Annotated in this window: 16 protein-coding genes, 1 tRNA gene and 1 pseudogene; 11 read left to right on the forward strand and 7 right to left on the reverse strand. The window is 56.7% G+C overall.

Features of this window, described 5'->3' with window-relative positions; genetic code table 11:
• Positions 1 to 88: 88 nt before the first annotated feature.
• The 6 genes from ALMA_RS00685 (at position 89) to ALMA_RS00710 (ending at position 11784) form a co-directional block, all read left to right on the forward strand.
• Positions 89 to 3991 carry a mucin-binding protein gene (locus ALMA_RS00685; protein ID WP_158520622.1) on the forward strand — a complete coding sequence of 1301 codons (3903 nt, stop codon included), beginning with the start codon at positions 89 to 91 and terminating at the stop codon, positions 3989 to 3991.
• A 406-nt stretch (positions 3992 to 4397) separates the two neighbouring features.
• Positions 4398 to 5588 (forward strand): MFS transporter, encoded by a 1191-nt coding sequence (locus ALMA_RS00690; RefSeq protein ID WP_169712299.1) that lies wholly within the window; start codon positions 4398 to 4400, stop codon positions 5586 to 5588.
• Positions 5589 to 5795: 207 nt separating this feature from the next.
• Positions 5796 to 6779, forward strand: coding sequence for an ABC transporter permease (locus ALMA_RS00695; protein ID WP_169712291.1), 984 nt, complete (start codon positions 5796 to 5798; stop codon positions 6777 to 6779).
• 11 nt (positions 6780 to 6790) lie between these two features.
• On the forward strand, positions 6791 to 7690 hold the full coding sequence (locus tag ALMA_RS00700; RefSeq protein ID WP_244568810.1) for an ABC transporter permease: 900 nt from the start codon (positions 6791 to 6793) through the stop codon (positions 7688 to 7690).
• An 11-nt stretch (positions 7691 to 7701) separates the two neighbouring features.
• A complete protein-coding gene (locus ALMA_RS00705) occupies positions 7702 to 9864 on the forward strand; it encodes an ABC transporter ATP-binding protein (protein WP_094725953.1) in 2163 nt (720 codons plus the stop codon).
• 192 nt (positions 9865 to 10056) lie between these two features.
• Complete coding sequence (locus ALMA_RS00710; protein WP_094725954.1) at positions 10057 to 11784, forward strand: ABC transporter family substrate-binding protein; 1728 nt, start codon at positions 10057 to 10059, stop codon at positions 11782 to 11784.
• 779 nt (positions 11785 to 12563) lie between these two features.
• On the opposite strand, the gene ALMA_RS00715 is transcribed toward ALMA_RS00710, so the two are convergent.
• Both ALMA_RS00715 and ALMA_RS00720 read right to left on the reverse strand, forming a co-directional pair.
• Positions 12564 to 14735 (reverse strand): ABC transporter ATP-binding protein, encoded by a 2172-nt coding sequence (locus ALMA_RS00715; RefSeq protein WP_094725955.1) that lies wholly within the window; start codon positions 14733 to 14735, stop codon positions 12564 to 12566.
• Positions 14728 to 16623 carry an ABC transporter ATP-binding protein gene (locus tag ALMA_RS00720; RefSeq protein WP_094725956.1) on the reverse strand — a complete coding sequence of 632 codons (1896 nt, stop codon included), beginning with the start codon at positions 16621 to 16623 and terminating at the stop codon, positions 14728 to 14730. The genes ALMA_RS00715 and ALMA_RS00720 overlap by 8 nt, the downstream gene beginning before the upstream one ends.
• A gap of 226 nt (positions 16624 to 16849) precedes the next feature.
• On the opposite strand from ALMA_RS00720, the gene ALMA_RS00725 reads away from it, so the two are divergent.
• A complete protein-coding gene (locus tag ALMA_RS00725; protein WP_094725957.1) occupies positions 16850 to 17872 on the forward strand; it encodes a zinc-dependent alcohol dehydrogenase family protein in 1023 nt (340 codons plus the stop codon).
• 147 nt (positions 17873 to 18019) lie between these two features.
• Here the strand turns inward: ALMA_RS00725 and ALMA_RS00730 are convergent, their stop codons facing one another.
• Positions 18020 to 18568 (reverse strand): NADPH-dependent FMN reductase, encoded by a 549-nt coding sequence (locus ALMA_RS00730; RefSeq protein ID WP_094725958.1) that lies wholly within the window; start codon positions 18566 to 18568, stop codon positions 18020 to 18022.
• Positions 18569 to 18748: 180 nt separating this feature from the next.
• Between ALMA_RS00730 and ALMA_RS00735 the strand changes: the two genes are divergently transcribed.
• Both ALMA_RS00735 and ALMA_RS00740 read left to right on the forward strand, forming a co-directional pair.
• Positions 18749 to 19498: an HAD family hydrolase gene (locus tag ALMA_RS00735; protein ID WP_094725959.1), complete on the forward strand. Its 750-nt coding sequence runs from the start codon at positions 18749 to 18751 to the stop codon at positions 19496 to 19498.
• Between the two features lie 11 nt (positions 19499 to 19509).
• On the forward strand, positions 19510 to 20061 hold the full coding sequence (locus tag ALMA_RS00740) for a hypothetical protein (RefSeq protein WP_094725960.1): 552 nt from the start codon (positions 19510 to 19512) through the stop codon (positions 20059 to 20061).
• A 164-nt stretch (positions 20062 to 20225) separates the two neighbouring features.
• On the opposite strand, the gene ALMA_RS00745 is transcribed toward ALMA_RS00740, so the two are convergent.
• A tRNA-Ala gene (locus ALMA_RS00745) sits at positions 20226 to 20298 on the reverse strand.
• Between the two features lie 59 nt (positions 20299 to 20357).
• Positions 20358 to 21020, reverse strand: coding sequence for a DedA family protein (locus ALMA_RS00750; protein ID WP_094725961.1), 663 nt, complete (start codon positions 21018 to 21020; stop codon positions 20358 to 20360).
• 171 nt (positions 21021 to 21191) lie between these two features.
• On the opposite strand from ALMA_RS00750, the pseudogene rsmI reads away from it, so the two are divergent.
• Positions 21192 to 22082 (forward strand): annotated as a pseudogene (gene rsmI, locus ALMA_RS00755) (16S rRNA (cytidine(1402)-2'-O)-methyltransferase); the annotation flags it as partial.
• Positions 22083 to 22087: 5 nt separating this feature from the next.
• Here the strand turns inward: rsmI and ALMA_RS00760 are convergent.
• Positions 22088 to 22348 (reverse strand): variant leucine-rich repeat-containing protein, encoded by a 261-nt coding sequence (locus tag ALMA_RS00760; RefSeq protein WP_094725963.1) that lies wholly within the window; start codon positions 22346 to 22348, stop codon positions 22088 to 22090.
• Positions 22326 to 23321, reverse strand: coding sequence for a hypothetical protein (locus ALMA_RS00765; RefSeq protein ID WP_094725964.1), 996 nt, complete (start codon positions 23319 to 23321; stop codon positions 22326 to 22328). Before ALMA_RS00765 ends, ALMA_RS00760 begins: the two co-directional genes overlap by 23 nt.
• Positions 23322 to 23535: 214 nt before the next feature.
• Between ALMA_RS00765 and metG the strand changes: the two genes are divergently transcribed.
• The gene (gene metG, locus ALMA_RS00770) at positions 23536 to 25401 is read left to right on the forward strand and encodes a methionine--tRNA ligase (RefSeq protein ID WP_094726175.1); all 1866 of its coding nucleotides are present in this window, start codon (positions 23536 to 23538) and stop codon (positions 25399 to 25401) included.
• Positions 25402 to 25559: the final 158 nt, after the last annotated feature.

Genomic DNA, 25559 nt, shown 5'->3' on the forward strand with positions numbered 1-25559 from the left:
GGTTCTCCGGAACTGCGCGGGAAACGATGGGGCTAGTGAGATGAAAAGTATAAAAGTACGGGGAAAAGTGGCGGCCATACTCCTGGGAGTGCTGGCTATAATGGCTGCTGTGGTAGGGATGATGCCGTCCCTCCTACAGGTGAGCTCTGCCGCGGAAGCCACAGGCGTGGCCGTGGCGAATAGTATAACGGGGTCTGTAACGGGTAAAGGAACCGCTTTTAACGTCGCAGACCAGGCATTATCGGTGACGACCACGCTGAGCGCGGATGCTCATGCGGGGGATTACGTGGAGTATTCTTTTAGAAATGTGAGCACGGATACGCTGAATGGGACGAAGCTTTTGAATGCCTCTGGGCAGGAGATAGGAACCCTGTCCGTTTTTGGCTTGGATACTCCGGAGGTAAAGAAGCAAAACTCTCTGAATCCGGAGCTTCAGTCGGATACGGAGCTCGGTACATCGTGGGTAGCGAAGGCGCGAGCTATCTTTAGCGGGGACGTTCCGAGTGGAACATCCTTTACCTTCTCGTCAAAAAAACGATCTCAGCCTGTAGTTTTCGCGAATACCGAGTACACGCTCGAAGCTTCGGTGACGACAGTGCATGGAGAGGGAAGCGTGGGAACTACCTTCACTATCCCTCCATTCCCTGTAGAAAAGAATCCATTAGTACGTCTAAACGGTACTATGACGTTTACTGCTCCTACAGTAGTGCAGACGACGAATCAGCTCACGGTCGTGCCGAAGAAAGACCTTCAGGTGGGAGATGAGCTGACAGTGACGCTGTCTGAGAAGTCCGGCTTGACCTTCCTTCGTGATGAACTCATGAAGACAGGGCCTACTACGGTACAGCCACAGAATAGGAATCAAAAAGTAGCGCCGCAGAGGGTAAATGCGCAGGGCGCCTATATCATCCAGAACATCTCCGCACAGCTCGAGATAGTGAATGCTACTGATACGTCAGTAACAGTGCGCGTGATGAGCGGGAGCATCCCAGCCATGTATGGGTTTAATGTAAACCTCGGGAATAACGTCGTGGATGTAACGAGGAATAATCTGAATGCTCAGAAAGATAAATTCAGTGTATTCGAGACGAGTCAGACGGATTCAGGAGCGGATACGGGAGCGCAGAATCCTGAGTATAAAGTGGTAAATGCTCAGATAGCAGACCTCAGCAGTCTGGACATTACGGAGTTTTACGACGAAGCTGGAAGAGAAATTCAGCCTTCTGTGTATTCGAATACGAATCCGAGCCGTGACATCGCTGGATATCACTTGATGCGTGAGACGCCTGCCTCTCCGAATGCTGGTACACGCCTTATCTATCACCGCATGATGACGCGTTTCGTGGACCATACGAAGACGGATATTCCAGGTGCGGATCCGGTGGTGGGCACGGATGCTCCGCAGAAGGATATCGATGGATATCGCTATGTAGATAAGGAAACCGCTGCAAACGGTGATGTTCTCTACGTGTACCACAAGCTCGAGGAGCGAGAAGAAACGAAGGAAATCACGCGTACTATTACGTATCTCGATGCGACGACGAAGGGATCAGTGCATGCCCCTGAAGTACAGAAGGTAACCCTGACCCGCACGAATACGTGGGACACTGTCACGAATACTGTGGTAAAGGAAGGTGCGTGGTCTGAAGCGTCGTGGCCTGAAGTAAAGTCCCCGTCTGTGGAGAACTATAAGCCTGCGTCGAAGACTTCTGTTCCTGAAGCTCAGGTAATGGGGACTACTGCGGATACCACGGTAGAAGTGACATATGAGCAGGATACCGAGGATGTACCTGAGTCGAAGACGGTGACGCGTACCATTCATTATGTGGATGCGACGAGTGGCGAGACTGTAGCTCCAGATGAGGCTCAGCCTGCCACTATTTCGCGTACGAATGTACGAAATAAGGTGACGAACGACGTCACTGAGGGCGCATGGTCTGAAGCGTCGTGGGCGGCTGTAAAGTCTCCAGATGTAAAGAATTATGTGAATCCAGATACCCCTACTGTCGAGGCAGTGAGCATCACTCCGGAGACACAGAATGCTGAGGTGACCGTGCGGTATCAGCAGGGTACGGAGGATGTGCCGGACTCGAAGACGGTGACGCGCACTATTCATTATGTAGATGCGACGAGTGGGGAGACTGTAGCTCCAGATGAGGTGCAGGCGGTGACTCTCACGCGTACGAATGTGAAGAATCTCGTGACGGGCGTGGTCACTGAGGGTACATGGTCGTCTGCTAAGTTCGAGGCCGTGCAGTCTCCTTCTGTAACGAAGTATGATGCTCCAGATAAGCCGTCTGTTCCTGAGGCAGATGCTACGGAGGATAAGACTGAGACGGTCTCCTATCCACAGCATGTAGAGGATGTGCCAGAGTCGAAGACGGTGACGCGTACTATTCACTATGTAGATGCGACGAGTGGGGAGACTGTAGCACCTGATAAGGTGCAGACGGTGACACTCACCCGTACGAATAAGCATAATCTCGTCACAGATAAGGTGGCTGAGGGTGCGTGGTCGACGGGGAAGTGGGAGGCTGTCACTTCTCCAGAAGTAAAGAATTACGGTACTCCAGATACCGCATCTTTTGCAGAGATGAACGTCACAGCAGAGACTGCGAATGCAGAAGAAACCGTGCACTATCCTCAGGGTACAGTAAACATCCCAGAAGAGAAGACTATCACGCGCACTATCTCGTATGTGGATGCGACGAGGGGGGAGACTGTAGCGCCTGATAAGGTGCAGACAGTGACCCTGACACGCACGAATGTGCGAAACCTCGTCACGAATGTTCTGACCGAGGGAGAATGGTCTACTGGAAAGTTCGACGCAGTAGCATTCCCTGCTGTAGAGAATTATGACGCACCAGATCCAGCTTCTGCGCCAGAGCTGAACGTGACCTCCACGACTGAAAACTCTGAGATAAAGGTGCAGTATAAGCAGTCTACGGAGGAAGTTCCAGAGGAGAAGACGGTCACCCGTACTATTACGTATGTGGATGCTGTGGATGGAAAGGAAATCGCGCTGCGCGTGCCTCAGACTGCCACTCTGAAGCGTACGAATATTCGAAACCTCGTGACGAAGGCAGTAACGGAAGGAACGTGGTCCACAGCTAAGTGGGATGAGGTCGTGTCTCCGAAGGTAGATAACTATAAGGATCCAGACAAGGCTTCCGTTCCAGAAGCAGAAGCGACGGCTGATTCTGAGGTCACCGTGAAGTACCCACAGGGTACACAGAACATCCCAGAAGAGAAGACGGTCACGCGTACCATCTCCTTCGTGGATGCCACTGATCCGAAGACGGCTGTAGCAAATCCAGTCATCCAGACAGCGAAGCTCACACGCACGAATGTGAAGAATCTCGTTACGGGTGCTCTCGCGGAGGGAACGTGGTCCACGGCGAAGTTCGCCGCGCTCGCAGCTCCTTCTGTAGAAAACTATGACACTCCAGAAATGACCACAGTGGAAGCTATGGATGTGACGGGAGACACTGCAGATAATACCGATGTCACAGTCTCCTACCCACAGGGTACAGAAGAAGTTCCTGAGGAAAAGACAGTGACGCGTACACTCACCTTCACGGATGAGACGGGAAAGCAGATAGCAGATCCTCTTATTCAGACAGTGACCTTGAAGCGCGTGAACGTAAGAAATAAGGTAACGGGTGTCATTACAGAGGGCACGTGGTCTGCCGCGAAGTTCCCGGCTGCAGCTGTACCAGAAGTGGCAGGCTATACAGCTCCATCCATCTCGACTATTCCTGAAGCGGACGCTACAGGGAATGATGCTGACGAGCCTCTGCATATCACCTATACCACAGTACGTACGCAGGTAAAGACGAAGCAGGGTGAGGCACAGCAGGCAGAGCGCAAGAATGCTCGAGCTCTCGCACGCACAGGCGCAGACCAGTCTGGTCTCTTCACTACCGCGCTCGCGCTACTCGTAGTGGGACTCGCAGGGGTAACCATGGCACGCAGGCGTCGCGCTCAGTAGGAGGAAGTGGTAGGAGCATCCTAGCAGTCGAGAAAGGAGGGGCATTCGGGAAGAAATTCTCGGATGCCCCTTTCCTATCCCCTCCTATCCCCAGTGCGCATGTACACTCTTCCTTTCCTCGGTACTCCTTCCGCTATACTTGTATGAGTTCTCATGAGCGCAGAGAGGCTCGCATAGGCGTGTGCCTCACATGCGTTCCTGTCTGCGTTCTGTATAGATAAGCACTGCATTTTACGCACAGCTGTGAGCCACACAGCGCCGCGAAAAAATGCCCCCAGGCGAGTAGTAAACACTTCGAGAAAAGGCTTCGTGTATGAGTACAGACGCGACCGGGCAGGGAGCTCAGACGACCCAGGTGGCCCAGGCGGCACCGCAGACCCCGAACACCCCGAATGCTGCGAAGAAGATGAAAGTGGCGCAGATTATCCCCGTCTTCATCGCCTTCTTCATCATGGCCTTCGTGGATCTTGTAGGCACTGCCACGAATTATGTGAAGCCGGAATTTGGCTTGAGTGACACCGTGGCGAATCTCTTCACCACCATGGTGTTCTTCTGGTTCCTTCTCCTGTCCATTCCCACGGGCATGGTCATGAATGCCATCGGCCGCCGTCGCACGGTGATTCTGTCCATCTGGATTACCGTGGGCTCTATGATCGTGCCCGTTATCGCGTACATGGCCACGGAGGGAACGCTACGTTTCGCGCTCATCGTCGTCTCCTTCTGCTTACTCGGCATCGGTAATGCGCTCATGCAGGTGGCGCTGAACCCTCTGATGGCGCTGTTTGTGACGGGTGAGCGTCTCGCGGGAATGCTCTCCACTGGTCAGTTCGTGCGGGCCATCGCCTCGCTGCTCGCCCCGTACATCGCTGCCTGGATGCTCATGGAGTTTGGCGCGTGGTGGGGCCTGTTCGTCGTGTATCTCGTCGTCGCGGTGATCGGTGCGGTAGCGCTGGAATTGGACGTCATCGAAGAGCCGACGTATGCGTCCGACGGCCTGTCCGTGCGCCAGACCGCGCAGCTGCTGCGGCATCCGGCCGTGCTGCTGGGCTTCCTCTGCATCGTCGCGCACGTGGGCATCGACGTGGGCCTGAATGCCCAACTCCCGCGCATCCTTCGCGAGAACACGGGCATAGAGATCAGCATAGCTACGGCGGCCACCATGGTGTACTTCATCGGCCGCATGGTGGGAAGCTTCCTCGGGGGCATCATCCTGCCGCGCATCAGCGGACGTACGGCACTGCGCATCTGCGGTGGCATTATGGTGGCCTGCGTAGCGCTCTTCCTCGTTTTCACACTCGCTCCAGTAAATCCTCCGGTGTGGGTCTTCTGGACGGCCACGGTACTGGCTGGCGTGGGGAATGTGAACGTCTTCGGCATCGTCATGTCCCGTCTGCTCAATGACATGCCGGAGCGTCAGAATGAAGTCTCGGGGCTGATGATTACTGGTCTCATCGGCGGAGCCATCGTACCCCCACTCATGGGCGTGGCATCCGATGCGCTGGGCCAGGTGGGTGCCATCCTCGTCGTGGCTGTGGGGGTGGCGTACATCGTCTTCCTCGGCGCACGTTTCGAGCTGCTTGAGGAGTCTAAAAACTAAGGAATTATGCCCCGAGCAGAGAGTTATCTTAAAATGTGAGACGCATTTTCGGACGCAATACTCAAATGTTCGGACTCCATACGAATGCGCCGCCTTGGAAACGCTGAAAAGTGTCGTTTCAGTGCCGTGTCGTGGCCGTAGCCTCCTAAGTACATGTGGGGAGTATGATATTGACTTATATACTCATCCATGATAAAAGGAGGCACGGTGCTCAGGTATGTGGCTAAGCGCATAGCGAATTACTGTGTCATGCTGTTCGTGGCCATCACTATGACGTATTTCCTCGCGAGTGCGTTTATGGACCCACGGTCGAACTACATGTCCAGGAATCCGCGTCCACCTATGGATTCCATTAACCATGCACTGGATAATGCGAACATTAATGACCAGACTCCGGTCATCACTCGCTATGTGCGCTGGCTGACGGGCGTGGTCACGCGCTGGGATTGGGGGAAGGCTCCCGACCAGTCTTCCGTGGGGGAAGCTATCGTCTCGCGTATGGGTGCTTCGCTCCAGCTCGTGACTCTCGCCACCGTTCTGAGCATCGTCATAGGCGTATCTATCGGTGTATATACCGCTATCCGCCAGTATAAGTGGCAGGACCGCGTGCTGAACTCCATAGCCACCTTTATCTTCGTGATTCCGCCAGCAGTGCTCGCTGTGGCCGTGGTCTTCTTCGCCATAGAAGTAAATACTGTGGCTGGCTCGCGTCTCTTCTATGTGACGGGACTGCATTCCTACCAGGGGGAGAACTTCGGCCTGTGGTTCCTCGATTTCCTCCAGCACCTCATCCTGCCGACCATTTCCATGACTCTCGGCGGAGCTGTGGGCTACCACCTCACGCAGCGCACCTATCTGCTCGATGAGATGAATGCAGACTACGTGCGCACGGCTCGCGCTAAGGGTCTGACCCTGAATCAGGCCATTCGCCGTCACGCCCTGAGGAACTCACTCATTCCTACGGCACAGTCTGTGGCGTTCTCTATCGCAGGCGTCTTCACCGGTGCCACCGTCACAGAATCTGTCTTCGCCATTAACGGCTTGGGCCGCTACTTCGTGACCACCATAGGACAGAATGACATTAATGGCACTGTGGCCATCGCCGCATTCTCCGGCGTGTGCACGCTGGTGGGTGCTCTCCTCGCGGACATCGTCGCAGCGTGGCTCGACCCTCGGATTCGATTGAACTAGAGGTGAGGAAATTGGCAGAACAAGAAGAAAAAACGGAATCCATCAAGCGCACCGGACGCTTCACGCTCTACGCGCGCCGCTTCATGCGCCGGCCGTCTGCGGTGGCGGGACTCGTCATCCTGCTGCTGCTCGTGCTGTGGGCCACTTTCGGCGGTATGCTCACGCACTGGAACTATGAGGATCTGGACTTCGCATCCCTCGGAGTCCCGCCGAACTCTGACCACTACTTCGGTACCACGGACGGTGGCGGAGACCTGTACGCCATGGTTGTACGCGGTCTGGGGCGGTCGCTGACCATCGCCTTCCTGAGCTCCATCCTGAGCACCTTCATCGCGGCGGTCTACGGCGTGGGCATCGCCTACTTCGAAGGGCTGACGGAGAAAGTGGGCATGTGGGTGCTCGACATGCTGCTCGTGGTGCCGTCCACGCTCCTCGTGGCTATCCTCGTGCGCTCGGCGGGCGGTACGTCGGGCTGGCTGTGGCTGACCATCGGCCTGACCATCTTCGGCTGGGTGGGTCTCGCGCGTGTCCTGAGGACCATCACCATGAGCATTCGTGAGCGCGACTACGTGCGTGCGGCGAAATTCATGGGTGTGCGGCCGTTTACCGTCATTCTGCGTCACCTTATTCCGAACCTCGGCTCGGTTCTCGTCATTAACACCGTTCTGGGCGTGGTGTCCACCGTGTCTGCGGAGACGACGCTGAGCTTCCTGGGCCTGGGCATTAAGGCGCCAGATACGTCGCTGGGCACCATCCTGAACGAAGGGCAGAGCGTCATCGTTACGCAGCCGTGGGTTCTGGCCATCCCGGCAGCCGTGCTCATCATTCTGGCGTTTTCCGTTCAGATGATCGGCGATGGGCTTAGAGATGCAATTGACCCATATTCGCGCTCGGCCGGAAAAGCAGCATAAGGAGGACGAGGATGAACGGTTTTCGAAAAACGCATGACACCATACTGTCCGTACACGACCTGCGCGTAAACTTCGCGTCCGAAGCTGGAACCGTGCACGCGGTCCGCGGCATCAGCTTCGACCTCAAGCGTGGAACGACGCTCGGCATCGTGGGCGAGTCCGGCTCGGGTAAATCGGTCACCTCCATGGCCATTATGGGGCTGCTGGACTCGAACGCACACGTGGAAGGACGCATAGACTTCGAGGGCGAGAACCTGCTCGAGAAGACGGATGCTCAGATGAGCGAGCTGCGCGGCAAGCGCATAGCCATGATCTTCCAGGATCCGCTCTCCGCGCTCACCCCGGTCTATACCATCGGCCAGCAGATGCGTGAAGCACTCGTGACGCATAACCCAGACATGAGCGAGGACGAGGTGCGCGCTCGCAGCGTGGAGCTGCTCACTCTCGTGGGCATCCCGAACGCCGAGCAGCGCCTGAACGCCTTCCCGCACCATTTCTCCGGCGGTATGCGCCAGAGGGTGGTCATAGCGATGGCCATAGCGAATAATCCTGACGTCATCATAGCGGACGAGCCGACCACTGCGCTGGACGTGACCATTCAGGCGCAGATTCTCGACGTGCTGCGCACCGCGCAGAAAGAAACGGGCGCTGCGCTCATCTTCATCACCCATGATCTCGGCGTGGTGGCATCCATCGCGGATGACATCATCGTCATGTATGCAGGGCGGCCGGTGGAGCATGCATCTGTGGGGGAGATTTTCTCCCATCCTGTCATGCCGTACACCATGGGGCTGCTCGGCGCTGTGCCACGCCCGGACCAGGCGAAAAATGCTCGACTCGTGCCTATCCCAGGCTCGCCGACGAACCTCGTGAACCTGCCAGAAGGCTGTTCCTTCGCGGATCGCTGCCCTATGGCCGCGGATATATGCCGTGCGGGCGAGCCGCAGATGGAAGAGATAGGGGAGCTGGGCGTGGGCTCCGAGACCGCACAGGCGCATCGCGTCGCGTGCTATCGCGCGGGCGAAATCCTCGCCCAGCACATGACCTTCCGCGACGTCTATGGCATGGAAGAATCCATCCCATCCATCTTCGCGGATGTGCCGCGCGAGCAGCGTCAGATGGTGCTGAACGTGGAACACCTCACCAAGACCTTCAGCGTCAGTGGCGGCGGATTCCTGCGCAGGCGCGTGGGTACGGTGTATGCCGTAAATGACGTGAGCCTGGATATCCGTGAAGGCGAGACTGTGGCCCTCGTGGGCGAGTCGGGCTCGGGTAAGTCCACCACGCTGCTGCAGGTTATGAATCTGGCCGCACCGGAGCAGGGGAGCATCGAGCTTTTCGGCACAGACGTGGCGGCGAAAATGAGTCGTAAAGAGCGCCAGATGCTCCACGAGAAGGTGCAGTATGTCTTCCAAGACCCTATGAGCTCGCTGGATCCACGCTTGCCTATCTATGACATTCTCGCCGAACCGCTGAAAGTGCTCGGCATGAGCAAGCAGGAGATTAACACGCGCATCGGCGAGCTCATGGAGCTCGTGGGGCTCAAGCCGGACCAGGTGGACCGCTTCCCGAACCAGTTCTCGGGCGGGCAGCGCCAGCGCATAGCCATAGCGCGTGCGCTCGCAGTAAACCCGCGTCTCATCCTGCTCGATGAGCCAGTATCCGCACTGGATGTGTCCATTCAGGCCGGTGTGCTGAATCTGCTGGAAGATTTGCAGAATAAACTCGGCGTGGCGTACCTCTTCGTCGCGCATAACCTGTCCGTAGTGCGGCATCTCGCCTCGCGTGTGGCCGTCATGTATCTGGGGCACATCGTCGAAGCGGGAGATGTGGATGAGGTCTTCGATCATCCGCAGCACCCGTACACGAAGGCACTGCTCAGCGCAGTACCGGTGCCAGACCCGGAGTATGAGCGCCAGCGTGAGCGCATCATCCTCGACGGGGACTTGCCGAGCCCTACGGAAAAGATAGAAGGCTGTGCGTTCGCCTCTCGCTGCCCGCTGTATAAGCAGCTGAGCGAGGAGCAAAAGCGTGTGTGTGATACGCAGCGTCCATCCCTCGTGGGTGGCGCTGCAGGGTCTGAGGGCGCTGTGTCTGCAGGATTTGCAGATTCTCTGTCCACAGAGCGAAACACCGACCGCATAGTAGCGTGCCACTGGACTAACGTGGCATAAGAGAGAAGATTTCTCATAATAGAACAAAGATTCTTCACTCGGATGCGAGAACTGCCCGAGTGGGTGACTGCGAGCTTACGCACGTACGAGCTTACGCGACCACGAGTCGCTATAGCTCTCTGCATCCGTGAGCGCACACGAGAGTGAGTCTTGCTGACGAAGCAGAGGAAGAATCACGAGAAAAGGAGAGATATGAGAGAGTTAGGATGGAAGAAACTCATCTCATCCACCGCAGCTGTAACCGCGCTCGCACTGGCGCTGGCTGGATGCGGTGCAGGATCAAACGGAGCGAACCAGGCAGAGGGTGCTGAAGAGCCAGCATCCGGCTTCGAGGCGGATTATAAGGGCGCATACCCTATGCCGTCGAAGACGAAGGCCTACGATAATACGCAGGACCGCGATAACGTGAAGGACGGCGGCACGCTGAACATAGCCACCACCTACACGCCGAACTGGAACTCCATGTCTGTGGAAGGTAATACCGGCTACATGTCCATGCTGTGGAGCTGGTACATGCCACAGGTAGCCACGCTCGACTTGAAGGGTAACCTCACGTGGAATAAGGATTACATCACGAAGGTGGAGAAGACCAGTGAGAATCCTCTGACCATTAAGTTCACCCTGAACGACCAGGCGAAGTGGAATGACGGCACAGACTTCGACTGGACTGCTTTCGAGTCCACGTGGAAGGTCATGAACGGCCAGGATGCGAACTACTCGCCAGCGTCTACGGAAGGTTTCGAAGATATCGAGTCCGTCACTCAGGGCGCTACTGCGAAGGAAGCAGTGGTCACCTTTAAGCAGCCATTCTACCCATGGGAGAGCCTGTTTACGAGCCTGTATCCTCCACAGGCGCTGGATGCGAACACGTACACGAATGGCTGGATAGATAACCCACACCCTGAGTGGGGCGCTGGCCCATTCACCGTGCAGTCTGCGGATAAGGATTCTGTCACTTTCGTGCGGAACGAAAAGTGGTGGGGTAACAAGCCAAAGCTGGATAAGGTGGTCGTGAAGTACATGGAGGCCACCGCAGAAGTAAACGCCTTTAAGAACGGCGAGCTCGACGCTACCGACTTCTCGAATAATAACACCCTCCAGACCGTGAAGTCCCGCAAGGACATTCAGATCCGCCTCGGCTACGATAACGCTGTGGCCGTCTATATGCTGAATGGTAAGAGCGAGCACCTGAAGGATGACGCTGTGCGTAAGGCCGTGGTCCAGGCCTTCGACCGCGAGACCATGAATAAGGTTCGTTTCCAGGGCCTGAACTGGACGCCAGAAGAGCCAGGCTCGGAAGTCTTCCCAGTCTACGAAGAAGGCTATGAGAATAATCTTCCAGAAGAGGCGAAGAAGGTAGATACGAAGGGCGCGAAGGCTACCCTCGAATCAGACGGATATAAGATGGGTTCGGACGGCTACTACGCGAAGGGCGGAAAGACTCTCGACATCCGCTACACCTACTTCAGCGACTCCGCCGTTCAGACGAATATGGCGAAGGCTTTCGCTCAGATGATGAAGGCTGCGGGCATTAAGGTAACGCTCGAAAACCGCGACGGTTCGAAGTTCTCGGATACCGTGAATAATGGCGACTACGAAGTACTTCCTATGGCCTGGCAGTCGAACTCGCCATGGGGCCAGGTGAACATTACGCAGCTGTACGGCTCGAAGTCCGAGAGCAACTACTCCTTCATCGGCAGTGATGAGGTGGATAAGCTGGCTCAGGTTCCAGGAACCATTCCAGATCAGCTCGAGGCTGTGAAGGCTGCAAATAAGGCGGAAAAGGCTGCTTTGAAGCTGTTCGGCTCCATTCCTATCAGCATCTCGCCGAAGTTTACGGCTGTGACGAAGGGTCTGGCGAACTGGGGTCCGTCCGGCTTTAAGACCACGCTGCCGGAGAACGTGGGCTGGCAGAAGTAAGGCTGGGTTTTCTGGCTTTTTGCTTTGGTTTGGGGAGCGCGCGCGGGTCGTCCGTGTACGCTCTCCTTTTTTGTGCGTTCGTGGGCGGGGTGCGCGGGTGTGGCGCGTGGGGCAATTTTCGCTCTGGCGGGGCGGGGGGATGAGCCCTAAAGTGACTGAAAGCAGTCGAGCACCGCGCGTTGTGTGTAAATCATCTCACTTCTGCCCCCACTTTTTAGGATTTTTCCGGTCTCGAGCGTCGCGCGTGAGACGATTTACACACAACGCATCCCCTTCCCTCAGCCAGAGCATCCTGAGCGGGCCGCACGCGCACTTTCGGGCCTATTCCGACGGTCGCTTTTCTGGCTTCGTGCACTTTAGGGCTAATCCCGACGCGCGCCCCCGGTCGGCTGGGGTCGGAATCTGCAGATTGGCTTAAATGCTGGGTTTTCGTGGTGGGGGTCTGCGTGGGTGGCGAGGTCGGGCGTCGGGATTAGCCCTAAAGTGCCGAGCTACCTCGGAGAAGACGTCGGGATTAGCCCAAAAGTGACTGAAAGCAGTCGAGCACCGCGCGTTGTGTGTAAATCATCTCACTTCTGCACCCACTTTTTAGGATTTTTCCGGTCTCGAGCGTCGCGCGTGAGACGATTTACACACAACGCATCCTGCCTCGCCTCCCGACGCCCACCTCCCCCCCCCACACACACAAAGCAAAAAGCCGGGCGTCGCGCACATGCACGACACCCGGCCTCGGCCTCGGTCCCCGGCCTTTCCCACCAGACCTACACTACAGACCTACACTACTCGAGCTCGAACGCTCCCGTGTACAGCTGGTAGTACTGACCTTTCTGGGCTATGAGCTGCTCATGGTTTCCACGCTCTATGATGCGTCCGTGATCCATAACCATAATCACATCGGAGTTGCGTACTGTAGACAGGCGGTGCGCGATGACGAAGACCGTGCGGCCTTCCATAAGCGCATCCATACCAGCCTGAACTATTTCCTCGGTACGTGTATCGATGGAGGAGGTAGCTTCGTCGAGGATCATCACTGGAGGATCTGCCACTGCAGCGCGGGCGATGGAGATAAGCTGACGCTGTCCCTGGGACAGGCCGCTGCCGTCTCCGGAGAGCACGGTGTCGTATCCCTGTGGAAGCATGCGGATGAAGCCGTCTGCGTTTGCCAGTTTCGCCGCGTCGATGCACTCGTCGTCTGTAGCGTCGAGCTTACCGTAGCGGATGTTATCCATGACGGTACCCGTGAAAAGGTTTACGTCCTGCAGCACTACGCCCAGGCTTCGGCGCAGGTCGGTCTTATTAATGTCCGCGATGTCGATGCCATCGTAGAGGATCTCGCCGGAGCGGATGTCGTAGAAGCGGTTCACGAGGTTCGTGATGGTGGTCTTACCGGCACCCGTCGCGCCCACGAGAGCCACCTTCTGGCCCGGCTCTGCGTACAGCGTGATGTCGTGGAGGATTTCACGCTCTGGGTTATAGCTGAAGTCCACATTCGTGAAGCGGATGTCTCCGCGTACGAGCGAGTAGCGGTAGGCAGAGGAGCGAGAGTCGCGCGCATCCTGAGACGCGCGTGCATCCGCGCCCTGCATGGCATTACGCGACTGTGTGCTTTCGGCTGAGATGCTGCCCACGAGTTCAGTCAGAGCTGTAGAGTGCGCGGCGTCCACTGGTCGGCTGGATACGGCTGAGCGCGAGCCGTGCGAGGCCTCGTAGACTTTCGCTACGTCTTCGCGCAGATGGACGTCTTCTGGGACCTTCCATGCCCACGTATTCGTCTGCTTGGAGGCTTCTGTGATGGTGCCGTCTGCCTTCATCGTCGCGTTCACGAGAGTGACCGTTCCGTGATCTGATTCAATTGGCTCATCCAGAAGCGTGAAGATACGCGACGCGCCGGCCAGAGCGAGCATAATCATCGTAAACTCGTTCGATATCTGGCCTATCGGGTTAATGAAGCTACGCGACAGAGTCAGGAAGGACACGAGCGTACCGATGGTCAGCGCGGACGAGCCGTTCAGACCGAAGTTCGGGAAGGCGTTCAGGCTCGCATACGCGCCCACGAGGGCGATGATGACGTACAGCAGGTAGCCGAGGTTACCCACGACCGGCATAGTCACGTTACCGTACGAATTCGCCACGAGAGCTGAGTGGAAGAGCTTATCGTTCTCCTCGTCGAACTGCTTCTGCGTCGCTTCTTCATGCGTAAAGACCTTAATGACCTTCTGGCCGTTAATCGCCTCTTCGATGAAACCGTTTACTTCGCCGAGCGCCTTCTGCTGCTTGACGAAGAAGCGGCCGGAAGTGGACGTAATGAAACGGATAACGAGCACGATAAGAGCCGTATATACGAGCGTTCCCAGCGCGAACGGCACACTCAGGTAGAACATGGCTACCAGGGCGGCGAGCATGGACACGAGCGAGGAGAAGACGGCTGGCAGAGACTGCGAGATGGCCTGGCGCAGCACGTCCGTATCATTCGTGTAGAAGCTCATGATGTCACCATGCTGGTGCGTGTCGAAGAAGCGGACAGGCAGTTTCTGCATGTGCTCGAACATGGTGTCGCGGATCTTCTTCAGCGTACCCTGCTCTATCTTCACGAGGATGCGTGCATAGATGAGGTTCGAAATGACGCCCGCTGCGAAGACGAGTGCCATCATGCTGAGCATCTGTGCCAGTGGCACGAAGTCAGGGTTCACCTGGCCGATGAGCGGCATGATGTAGTTATCGATGAGCGTCTGCACGAACAGAGCCATGCTCGCGTTCGCTATAGCGGTGATGATGATGCACACGAGGACGGCGGACAGGGCCAGTCCGTTCCCCTCAGCGAGAATCTTCAGCAGGCGCTTGAGCGTGCCTGGAGCGGCGCCTTCGCGTCCTTTATGTTCGTCACGTCCTTCGCGACCATCACGTCCTGCGAGACCTTCGCGCTTTGTACTGGTCTTACTCGTCTTACTCATCGATGGCACCTCCCTTTGCCTGAGACTGGGCGATGGAGCGGTACTCCTCGCAGGTTTCCATAAGCTGCTCGTGCGTGCCATGATCCAGAATGTGGCCATTATCCATGACGATGATCTGGTCGGCATGCTCTACCGAGCTAATGCGCTGGGCTATGATGATCTTCGTAGTATCGGGGATCTCCTGCGCGAAAGCGGTACGGATGCTGGCATCCGTCTTCGTGTCCACTGCAGACGTGGAGTCATCCAGAATGAGCACCTTCGGCTTCTTCAGCAGTGCGCGCGCTATGCACAGACGCTGCTTCTGACCGCCGGAGAAGTTCGAACCGCCCTGCTCCACGCGCGACTCATATCCGTCTGGGAACTGGTCGATGAACTCGTCTGCGCAGGCGAGCTTCGCTGCGTGGCGGATTTCCTCGTCCGTGGCAGTAGGGTTACCCCAGCGCAGGTTCTCCGCGATGGTTCCGCTAAAGAGGATATTCTTCTGCAGCACCATGCCCACTTCGTTACGCAGAACGTCGAGGTCATAGTTACGCACGTCGCGGCCGCCCACACGCACGGAGCCTTCCGTGGCATCATACAGGCGTGGGATGAGCTGGACGAGCGAGGACTTCGCCGAACCCGTTCCGCCCACGATGCCCACGGTAGAGCCCGATGGGATGTCGAGGTCGATGTGCGAGAGCACATCCTTTTCCGAGCCTTCCGAGTAGCGGAAGGAGACATCCTTAAAGCGGATGGAGACATCTGCCACTTCAGTGAGGGCGTTTTCTGGCGTGGTCACCGTGGACTCTTCGGTCAGCACTGCGGCGATACGGCTCGCCGATGCGCGAGAGATGATGATCATGATGAACACGAAGGAGACCATCATGAGCGCCATCATAATCTGCAGCGTGTAGGTGATCAGGGACGTGAAGTCACCCGTGGTCAGGCCGAGAGCCGCGTTATTCCCCGAGGCGACGATCTGCTGAGAAGCCATCCAGCTGAGCACGAGCATGGCCACGTAAATGGCGCCCGTGAGCACTGGGTTAAAGAAGGTCAGGCGCATTTCAGCCTTCACGAAGAAGTTATAAATGGCCTGGGAGATGTACGTAAACTTCGTATTCTCATGCTCTTCGCGGGTGAAGGACTTCACCACGCGCACGCCGTGGAGGTTCTCTTCCACATTCGAGTTCAAGCGGTCATAGATGCGGAAGACACGCACGAAGATAGGGTGCACGCTCGCGGCGATGGCTATGAGAGTGCCGCCCACCACAGGAATAAGGATGAGGTAGACCAGCGAGATGCTCGGGCTCGTGCGGAAGGTGAAGAACCAGGCGAAGATGACCATCAGTGGGGCGCGGAAAGCCACGCGGATGAGCATCTGGAAGGAGTTCTGCACGTTCGTAATGTCTGTGGTCAGACGCGTGACGAGCGATCCGGACGAGAAACGGTCGATGTTCGTAAAGGAGAAGTTCTGCACCTTCTCGAACATGTCATGCCTGAGGTTTCGCGACAGACCTGTAGCTGCGCGCGCTGCCGTGCGTCCGGCGATGATGCCGAAAGCGAGCGAGGCGAGCGATACTGCGAGCAGAATGCCGCCCCACTTCCAGACTGCAGAGATGTCCTGCTTCGTCAGACCGTCGTCGATGAGGAAGGCCATCATGGTAGGGATGAGCACTTCGAAGACGGCTTCGAGTCCCACGAAGATAGGCGTGGCGATGGCCGCCGCCTTATACTCGCGTAGGCTTTTAAACAGAACCAGGTAGTCGCGCGTAGAGCCGTCGCCGTCCCCGTACCCGTTATTTTCCTCGAGATGCCGCATGGCGAGCTCGGCCTGGTCGAGCGCCGCGCGTTCGCGTGCATCGAGATTTTCGCGGCTGTCCGCTGGTGTGTGAGTGTTCGAATGCGCCATTTCTCTCCTCTCTGTCTCGTTTCTGAAGGCCAATTTTCCCACTACCACAGGCGTCGCTAAAGGGAGAATTGGTCATAATAAAAGATATGCCCAGTCTAGCACCGCTCAGTGGACGAACGGCGGTCTTTTCGCTGTCCAATTTTCGCGTTCTGGATATATTCGCTCCGAGAGAACGCACGGCTCTTTTATAATGGAAACGACTTGATACAGAAAAGAGGATAATCGTATGAAAGCGACATTCATGTACGGTCCAGGCGATGTACGCGTGGAAGAAGCCGAGAAGCCACGCGTCGTGGACTCGACGGACGCTGTCCTGAAGGTCATCTCCACCTGCGTGTGTGGTTCGGATCTGTGGCCATACCGCGGTCTGGAAGGCGAGCAGAACGGCCCACGCACCATGGGCCACGAGTATGTGGGCATCGTGGAAGAAGTGGGCGCATCCGTCGAAAATGTGAAGGTGGGTGACTACGTCATCGGTAGCTTCTGCCTTTCGGATAATACCTGCCCAGTGTGTGAAGCGGGCTACCCGAGCCGCTGCATGCACGGCGGTTTCGTGGGCGCTGCACAGGCAGAATATGTGCGCATTCCGCAGGCAGACGGTACTCTCGTGGTCATGCCTGGCGAGCCTACGGAAGAGCAGCTCGCAGACCTCACTGCAGCCTCGGATGTGCTGGGAACTGGCTGGTTCGCAGCGGACGAAGCTCAGGCTGGTCCTGGAAAGACCATCGTGGTCGTGGGTGACGGTGCTGTAGGTCTGAGCGCTGTGCTGGCTGCGAAGCAGCTGGGTGCAGAGCGCATCATCGCCATGAGCCGTCACGCTGACCGTCAGGCTCTGGCGAAGGAATTCGGCGCTACGGACATCGTAGAAGAACGCGGTGAAGCTGGCGTAGCGAAGATTAAGGAGATGACCGGCGGAGTAGGCGCAGATGGTGTCATCGAAGCCGTGGGCACGCAGGAATCCATGATGCAGGCCATCAGCGCATGCCGCCCTGGCGGATATGTGGGATACGTGGGCGTGGCTCACGGCGTTCAGCTCGACGGTGGACAGCTCTTCTTCAGCGAAGTTCACCTCATGGGTGGCCCGGCTCCAGTGCGCAAGTACCTGCCAGAGTTTGTGGACCTCATTTATAAGGGTGAGATTCATCCAGGTAAGGTCTTCACGAAGACCGTGGACCTCGAGGACATTGCCGAGGGATACAAGGCTATGGATGAGCGTAAGGCCATTAAGGTGCGCGTGCGCATGAAGTAAGTGCTGTGTGCGCATAAACGCATAACAGATCATTCTTCATCCAGCAGCCACCCGGACTGAAAACCTCCATAATACGAAAATTGGCCGCGCGTCCCGAAAAAACGGAAAACGCGCGGCCGAACGATAAAAGCGAAAAGCTACGAAGCCTTACTCGGCGATCTTAGCGAGGAAAGCAGTAATCTGCGCTTCGATAGCCTCGTGTGCAGCCTCATCCAGAGCCAGCTCACCGGTCATCCACTCGCCGGTCAGGCCGTGGCCGAACAGAGGAGCGTCGAGCACGTCCATGCCTATCTGGTTCGCGAGCTTCACGACATCAGCGAACATCTCGGTGTAAGCGCCAGGAGCAGAAGCAGAGGAGAAGGTCACCTTCACGCCGTTCGACACAGCGGTCTCACGCACGTTCACCTCGAGTGGGCGGGAGAGCCAGTCGAGCAGGTTCAGAGTCAGAGGGGACGTGGTGTGGTTATACACAGGGGTGACGAACCATACGCCATCAGCAGCCTTGAATGCCTCACGAGCAGCTTCTACGGACGCTGGGGCTGGGAACTCGATGTCCTGGTTCATGAATGGAACGTCCTTGTAATCAAGGAAGGACACTTCAGCGCGGTCGCCGATCTGCTTTTCGATCTCCTTCGCGAGCTGCTCCTGGAAACCATTCTTATGCAGGGAACCGAGAACCATGAGAATCTTAGCCATGATGAAACTCCTTTATCTAGTCAGTATCGTGTACTGGGTGTGTGTCTGTGTGTATCTCGACAGGCGTAGTGCGCTGTCCTAATCTTTAGTCTTCCATGCCCTCTGCCCTAATTTCGCGGGGAATACAGTATTATCGTTCGTGGCGAAAATAAAAATTTGTCGAGAAATAAGGGAATAAAAATGGCTAATTCTGAGTTACAGGGCGGTCTGGCGGACGGCAGGGCGAACGCGGACGGGAACGCGGACGGCACGGTGAAGCAGTCGGACCGCCTGCCTGCCGCCGTCCTGTGGGACATGGACGGAACTCTCATTAACTCCGAGCCGTACTGGGGTGAAAGCGAGGCGCAGCTTCTCGCGCGCGCGGGAAAGGTCTGGGATCCTGAGGTCGCGGGGACGCTGCAGGGGAGCTCTTTGGCTTTCGTGGCGGACTTCATGCTGAAGCAGGCGGGCGTTCCGGGCATGAGTGCGCAGGACGTTATCGATTTTATGGTCGCGTACGTGTACCGGAAGGAAGTGGAGGCGCTTCCGTGGACGAATGGCGTGTATAGTGTTCTTGAGATGCTGCGTGACGCGGGCGTTCCGCAGTACCTCGTGACGAGTTCGCCGAAGCCTATGGCGCGGAACCTCGTCGAGCAGGCGCCGGCGGGAGCTTTCGCTGGGTACGTCTGTAACGAGACGCCCGTGGAGCATAAGCCGAGCCCGCAGCCGTATCTGTACGCGGCTTCTCAGCTGGGTGTGGACATCGCGGACTGCCTTATTTTCGAAGATTCCGTGCCGGGGCTGACCGCGGCGGGTGCGTCTGGCGCGTCCTGGGTGTCCGTGACTGGGTATTCGAGCATCGATGCGCGTGAGCTCGGCCTCGCTTCCCAATTCATCCGCGACTACACTGGCCTCACCCTCGAGGACATAGCCGGATTCCTCGGGAAGTAGAGGGGATCTTCATGACGTCTGCATCCGAAATAACGAGTCTCGTCGTCCCGTCCCGACCTGATGAGCTGCTCGACTTTCTCGTCCTCGCTTCTACGCATGTGCGCACGGAGCGGGATGCTGCACTGCGGCAGGCCTGGGCAGAGAAATATGCCGAAGCAGATAAACTCTCCGACATCGTCTTCGCGCATAATGTCATGGATACAGATACGCTGCGGCACGTGAATAAGGTCTACGCGCAGTGCCAGGCACGCATGCGCTACCGTGCTGATGCGCGCACATTCTGGTCTCTGACGGTTCTGGGGTGGGTGCTCCTCGCGCTCGCAGTGCTCATGCCATTGCTCGTCACTGGGGCTGGAATCGCTGCCAGCGCGGACCTCGTCGTCAGTGCCTGGGTGCTCAGGCCGCGCCAATCCGCGTGGTACCACTATGGAGTGGTCGCGCTCGGAGCTGCTGCGCTGTACATAGGACTGCTGTTTGCAGGATCCCTCGTGGGGTTGCTCGCTGCTGTGGTCATACTCGTGGTACTGCTATGGCAGGGCGTGAGGTCTGTGCGCGGGAAATAATGACGTGATGTGGGGCGTTATGTGTAAGTCATCTCAGTTTGAGTGAGATTTTGCTCCGTTGAGCTACGAAAATGAGATGACTTACACATAACGCTCTGAATACAACTGCCGTTCTGAAAAAGTAAAAGAGGTCCGCCCGGTGGAATGAATGGGCGAACCTCAAGTGGAGCTAGGGGGAGTCGAACCCCCGACCTTTTCGATGCGAACGAAACGCGCTACCAACTGCGCTATAGCCCCGAATGCGTTACGCGAGTTATATTATATACACGCGTAACGCCATCTATGCAAGTCGTGTCTTAATTTTTCTTCTTACGGTTCAGTAGTCCGCGTACGGCAGCTACCAGTGTAGGGGCGAGCGAGACGAGCAGGATGGCCACGATGACCAGCTCGAAGTGCGTCTGTACGAATGGAATCCCACCGAAGAAGTAGCCGAGCAGCGTGAACAGGGAGCTCCACACGAGTCCGCCGAAGATGCTGAACGGAGTGAAGCGCTTCCAGCTCATGCCGGAAAGTCCAGAAATAAATGGCATGAAAGTACGGATGAACGGGAAGAAGCGCCCGAGGAATACTGCCAGAGGTCCCCACTTTTCTATCATGGCTTCGGTCTTCGCGATGCGCTCAGGAGTCATAGCTTTCACTTTTCCAGACTCCACGATGCGGCGTCCGAAGAAGTGACCGATGAAGTAATTACACTGATCGCCCAGAATAGGCGCTATCCATACGATAGGCAGCAGAATAAACAGGGACATGCCGCCGCCCACGTTATGGTCCGCCGCAAAGTAACCAGCTGCGAAGAGCAGAGAGTCTCCTGGAAGGAACGGCATAAAGACTACGCCCGTTTCCACGAAGATGATAAGGAAGATGAACGCGTATGTAGGCGCCAGTCCCATGGCTATCCATCCGGCTATGGCCGCGCGTGGATTCTTCAAAAGCTCGATAAAGAAATTAATGATTCCCATGATTCTCCTAGGTCCTGTATGAGGGGGCCTGTAGATGAAATGTACTTTCAGTGTAAAGCACGCGGGCGAACGAGGGTAAGGAAAAGAAGAGAATGTGAACATTTTCCCCATAAACGAGCGTGCGGCTAGTAGTACGCGTGGTAGTACGCTAGACATATGACTAGTGAAGATGTGACTGCTTTTTCTGGCCGGGTCGTTCTGGCTGCCACGCCTATAGGGAATACTGAGGATGCGTCAGCGCGTCTCGTGCGTCTGCTTGAGGAGGCAGACATCGTGGCGGCGGAGGACACTCGCCGCCTCTATGACCTCGCGCGCAGGCTGGACGTGCACGTTTCCGGGCGCGTGGTAGCGTACCACGACCATAATGAGCGTGGTAAGGCGGACCCTCTGCTCGACGAGGTCGAGTCGGGAGCTACGGTGCTGGTCGTCTCGGATGCGGGTATGCCTACTATTAATGATCCAGGCTTAGCCATAGTCCGCCGCGCCATAGAGCGTGGACTTCCTGTGACATGTGCGCCTGGCCCGTCTGCTGTGCTGGACGCGCTCGCCCTGTCTGGCCTGCCTACGGACCGCTTCTGTTATGAAGGCTTCGTGCCACGTAAGCATGCGGACCGTGTGAAGAAGCTACGTATGCTCTCGGGCGAGATGAGGACTATCGTCCTCTATGAGACGCCACATCGCATCGAAGAGACGATGCGCGACCTCGCGGAGGTTTTCGGAGAAAATCGCCTTATGGCTCTGGCTCGTGAGCTGACGAAAGACTTCGAAGAAGTACGCCGCGGAAGCATAGGGGATATCCTCGAAGGCGTGGTGAATGATCCTCCTCGTGGCGAGATAGTCCTCGTCATCGCGGGAGCATCCGAACAGGAGGCGGTTCAAGCTGCGGGAGGGGCCGTTTTGAGTGTGGAAGAATTGGCAGAAAAAGCTCTCTCCATAGCTCGAAAAGAAGGCATGCGCATAAAGGACGCCATCACACAGGTGGTATCCGAGCATCCGCTGCCCGACGGCTCACTCGTCTCGCGCAAAGACGTCTACGCGTGCGTGCTGAGCATGAAGGAGTAAGCGGTCTAGCCTTCTAGAGCGCTAAACAGAACATGGAATGCCTCCTTTACGCGTGGGCCACCGGCCTGGGATATATACTCGAGCAGCGCCGGACTCGCGCTTTCGTTCGCCACGAGCCAGAAGCGTAGTTCGGGGATGTGGCGCGCTATAAACCACAGGACTTTCTCGCTCGTCGCAGGATCAGTAGCCACGCGAGGCGTGAGTATAAGCGGGGGACGAGGCGGCGGACTGCCGGGGTAAAACCTAGGCAAGCGTGAGGCTGTCATGACTAAACTCCTTCGCTTCTGCTGTCGCCTCATCGAGCGCAGACTGGGACGCGGTGGACTCCGCTCGCGTGGCGTGAGCGAGCGTCTCTCGCTGGATAGCAGCGAAAACGCGCAGAATAAGATTCATACCTCGCGTATACCGTGGCTGACGCGTATTACTGCGCAGAAGCTCGAGACACTCATGCTCAGTAATGCGAAACTCCATAATGAGCTGGGATATGACTGCGCTGATGTGAGCGGGTGACGCGCGCGTATCCTCGCTACACGCGAGATCACAGACTGTGCGCAGAGGAGTCGTGGTGAGGAAGTGCGAAAAATCCACGAGGAATGAACTGTGGATTTGCCGCGTGGTCACGCGTACATCGCGTCCGAAGAGGATAGAGCGGTAGTGGTTATCCCGTGCTATGTCTATATGGTCCGGGAATGCTCCTCCGAGCCATATCCAGGCAGCGAGCATGCCGGATGCTATGGATCCGAAGGGGATAATCTCACGCACGACGCGTGCTCTCAGCTCTATCGTGTCATTAAAACGTGAGAGGTAGTAGGTGCCTTCTCCTAGCGGTGTGAGAATGTGTGCGAGAGCCAGATGCGTCAGACACATGGGGCCGGGGAAATCACACGCACGCACGAGTGGACTGCGCTGTACGGGAGGCTCGAGGATATTCAGTACGTCGTCGCTCGTTACCTGATTCTGAGCGAAAGAGGCGGGTGTGGTGCTCGACTCGTCGAATTCCACGATGCTCGTCGCATCACGTAGCCGTGCATCTTCCCTAGCCGTACGGATGTGCTGGCTTTCACTGAGGCGTGAGAGCTCGCCGAGCTGGCGGTACGTGTGCGCGCTCAGTGTGGTATTCGCAGCATGGTCTGGCTTTGGCTCTGTCTTTAGGCGGCTGGCATGTGCGTTTTCGCTTTCGAGTTCGAGAGCTGCTTGAGGCATGGCTTCGCCCTGAGGAAGCATCAGTGATTCAGTCATGCGGATACCTTATCCCACTTCGACGGAGAGGGAAAATCGAGTGAAAGAGAGCTGTGGATAACCGTGTCATTGTGGATAAGATGAGCACGTATCCACATCTGCTCACAAAGGGCTGATGTGGACGGATGTGCAAGGATGTGAAAAAACGCCGAGGCTCGTGGATAACTTCCATATAAAGCCCTTAATGTCGGCTCGCTTAGGGATAATCGAGAGCATGAGTCATGTATTAGTAGCAGTAGCTTGGCCTTATGCCAACGGTCCACGCCACATCGGTCATGTGGCGGGTTTCGGTGTTCCTTCGGACGTGTATGCGCGCTATGAGCGCATGGCGGGGAACGATGTTCTCATGGTGTCCGGAACCGATGAACACGGCACCCCTATCCTCGTGCAGGCGGATGCCGAGGGTGTGACGGCGCAGGAGCTGTCGAACCGCTATAACCGTGTCATCTCGAAGGATCTGTGTGATCTGGGCCTGAGCTATGACCTCTTTACGCGTACCACCACGAAGAACCATGAGCACGTGGTGCAGGATATGTTTACGCAGTGCCTGAAGAATGGATACATTTATAAGGGCACGCAGATGGTGGCCATCTCCCCGTCCACAGGCCGTACACTTCCAGACCGCTACATCGAAGGCACCTGCCCTATCTGCGGATATGACGGTGCTCGCGGTGACCAGTGCGATAACTGCGGTAACGAGCTGGATCCTATAGACCTGAAGAATCCAGTCTCGAAGATTAACGGTGAGACCCCACGCTTCGAAGAGACCGAGCACTTCTTCCTCGACCTTCCAGCTCTCGCTGAGGCGAACCTCGCGTGGCTGAAGAGCCGTGAGGGATGGCGCACGAACGTCATTAACTTCTCTATAGGCCTCTTTAACGAGGTGAAGCCACGCGCCATTACGCGTGACATCGACTGGGGTATCCCTGTGCCTGTGGATGGCTGGATAGATAATCCGAATAAGAAGCTCTATGTCTGGTTCGACGCTGTCATAGGATACTTGAGCGCATCCATCGAGTGGGCTCGCCGCAGTGGGGATGATGATGCGTGGCGCAAGTGGTGGAATGACCCTGAAGCTCTCAGCTACTACTTCATGGGTAAGGATAACATTACTTTCCACTCTCAGATCTGGCCTTCGGAGATGCTCGGATATAACGGTGCTGGGGATAAGTCCGGCCAGCCGGGAGACCTCGGCGCGCTGAACCTGCCTACGGAGGTCGTTTCCTCGGAGTTCCTGTCCATGGAAGGCCGCAAGTTCAGCTCGTCGCGTGGCATCGTCATCTATGTGAAGGACATCCTCGCGCGCTACCAGGTGGACGCCGTGCGCTACTACATTTCTGTGGCCGGCCCGGAGACCTCGGATTCGGACTTCACCTGGGAGCAGTTCGTGCGTCATAATAACGACGAGCTGGTGTCCGGCTGGGGGAACCTCGTGAACCGCGTGGCCTCGCTTCTGCATAAGAACTTCGGCGAGATTCCTGCTGTTTCGGAAGGTCAATTCACCGATCGCGAGCGTGACCTCCTCGCCACGACTCAGGCGGGCTTCGAGACTGTGGGCACGCTTATTCATAACCACCGTCAGAAGGCTGGCCTGAATGAGGCTATGCGTCTGGCAGGTGAAGTGAATAAGTACATTTCGGATATGGAGCCATGGAAGATTAAGGATGACCCAGAGCGTCTCGGCGTCGTTCTCTACACGGCTGCTCAGGCAGTGATGGATATAAACGTCCTGCTGGCACCATACCTGCCACACTCTGCACAGAAGGTCTGGGAGACTCTCGGAGGCACGGGTACGTTCTCTCCACTTCCTCACATCGAAGAAGTGACGGATCTGGATGACCCAGACTTCTCGTACCCTATCATCACGGGCACGTATACGCTCGGTGAGAATGTGCACCCATGGCAGCGCGAGCCACTCGTGGCAGGTACTGCCATAGCGAAGCCGACCCCTATCTTTGCGAAGATTCCAGTGGAGGCTGTTCAGGAAGAGCTCGAGCGCTTCCAGGCAGAGCTGGATGCGCGTAAGGCGAAGGAAAAAGCACGCTTTGAGGCAGAGAAGGCGAAGCTAGAAGAGAAGTAAAACGAGCGAAAGAGACGGGGCTTCACAAAACCTTTACAAAATCATCAGGTAATCCTCAGGTGTTTCGCATGGTTAGCCCAGTAAGGTGCGGTTATATAGTAACCATCAGCTTTTACAGAGCTGGCAGGTAACACTGATAATTGAACCCCTCTTCTCTT

The organism is Alloscardovia macacae (assembly GCF_002259705.1).
Taxonomy (GTDB): domain Bacteria; phylum Actinomycetota; class Actinomycetes; order Actinomycetales; family Bifidobacteriaceae; genus Alloscardovia; species Alloscardovia macacae.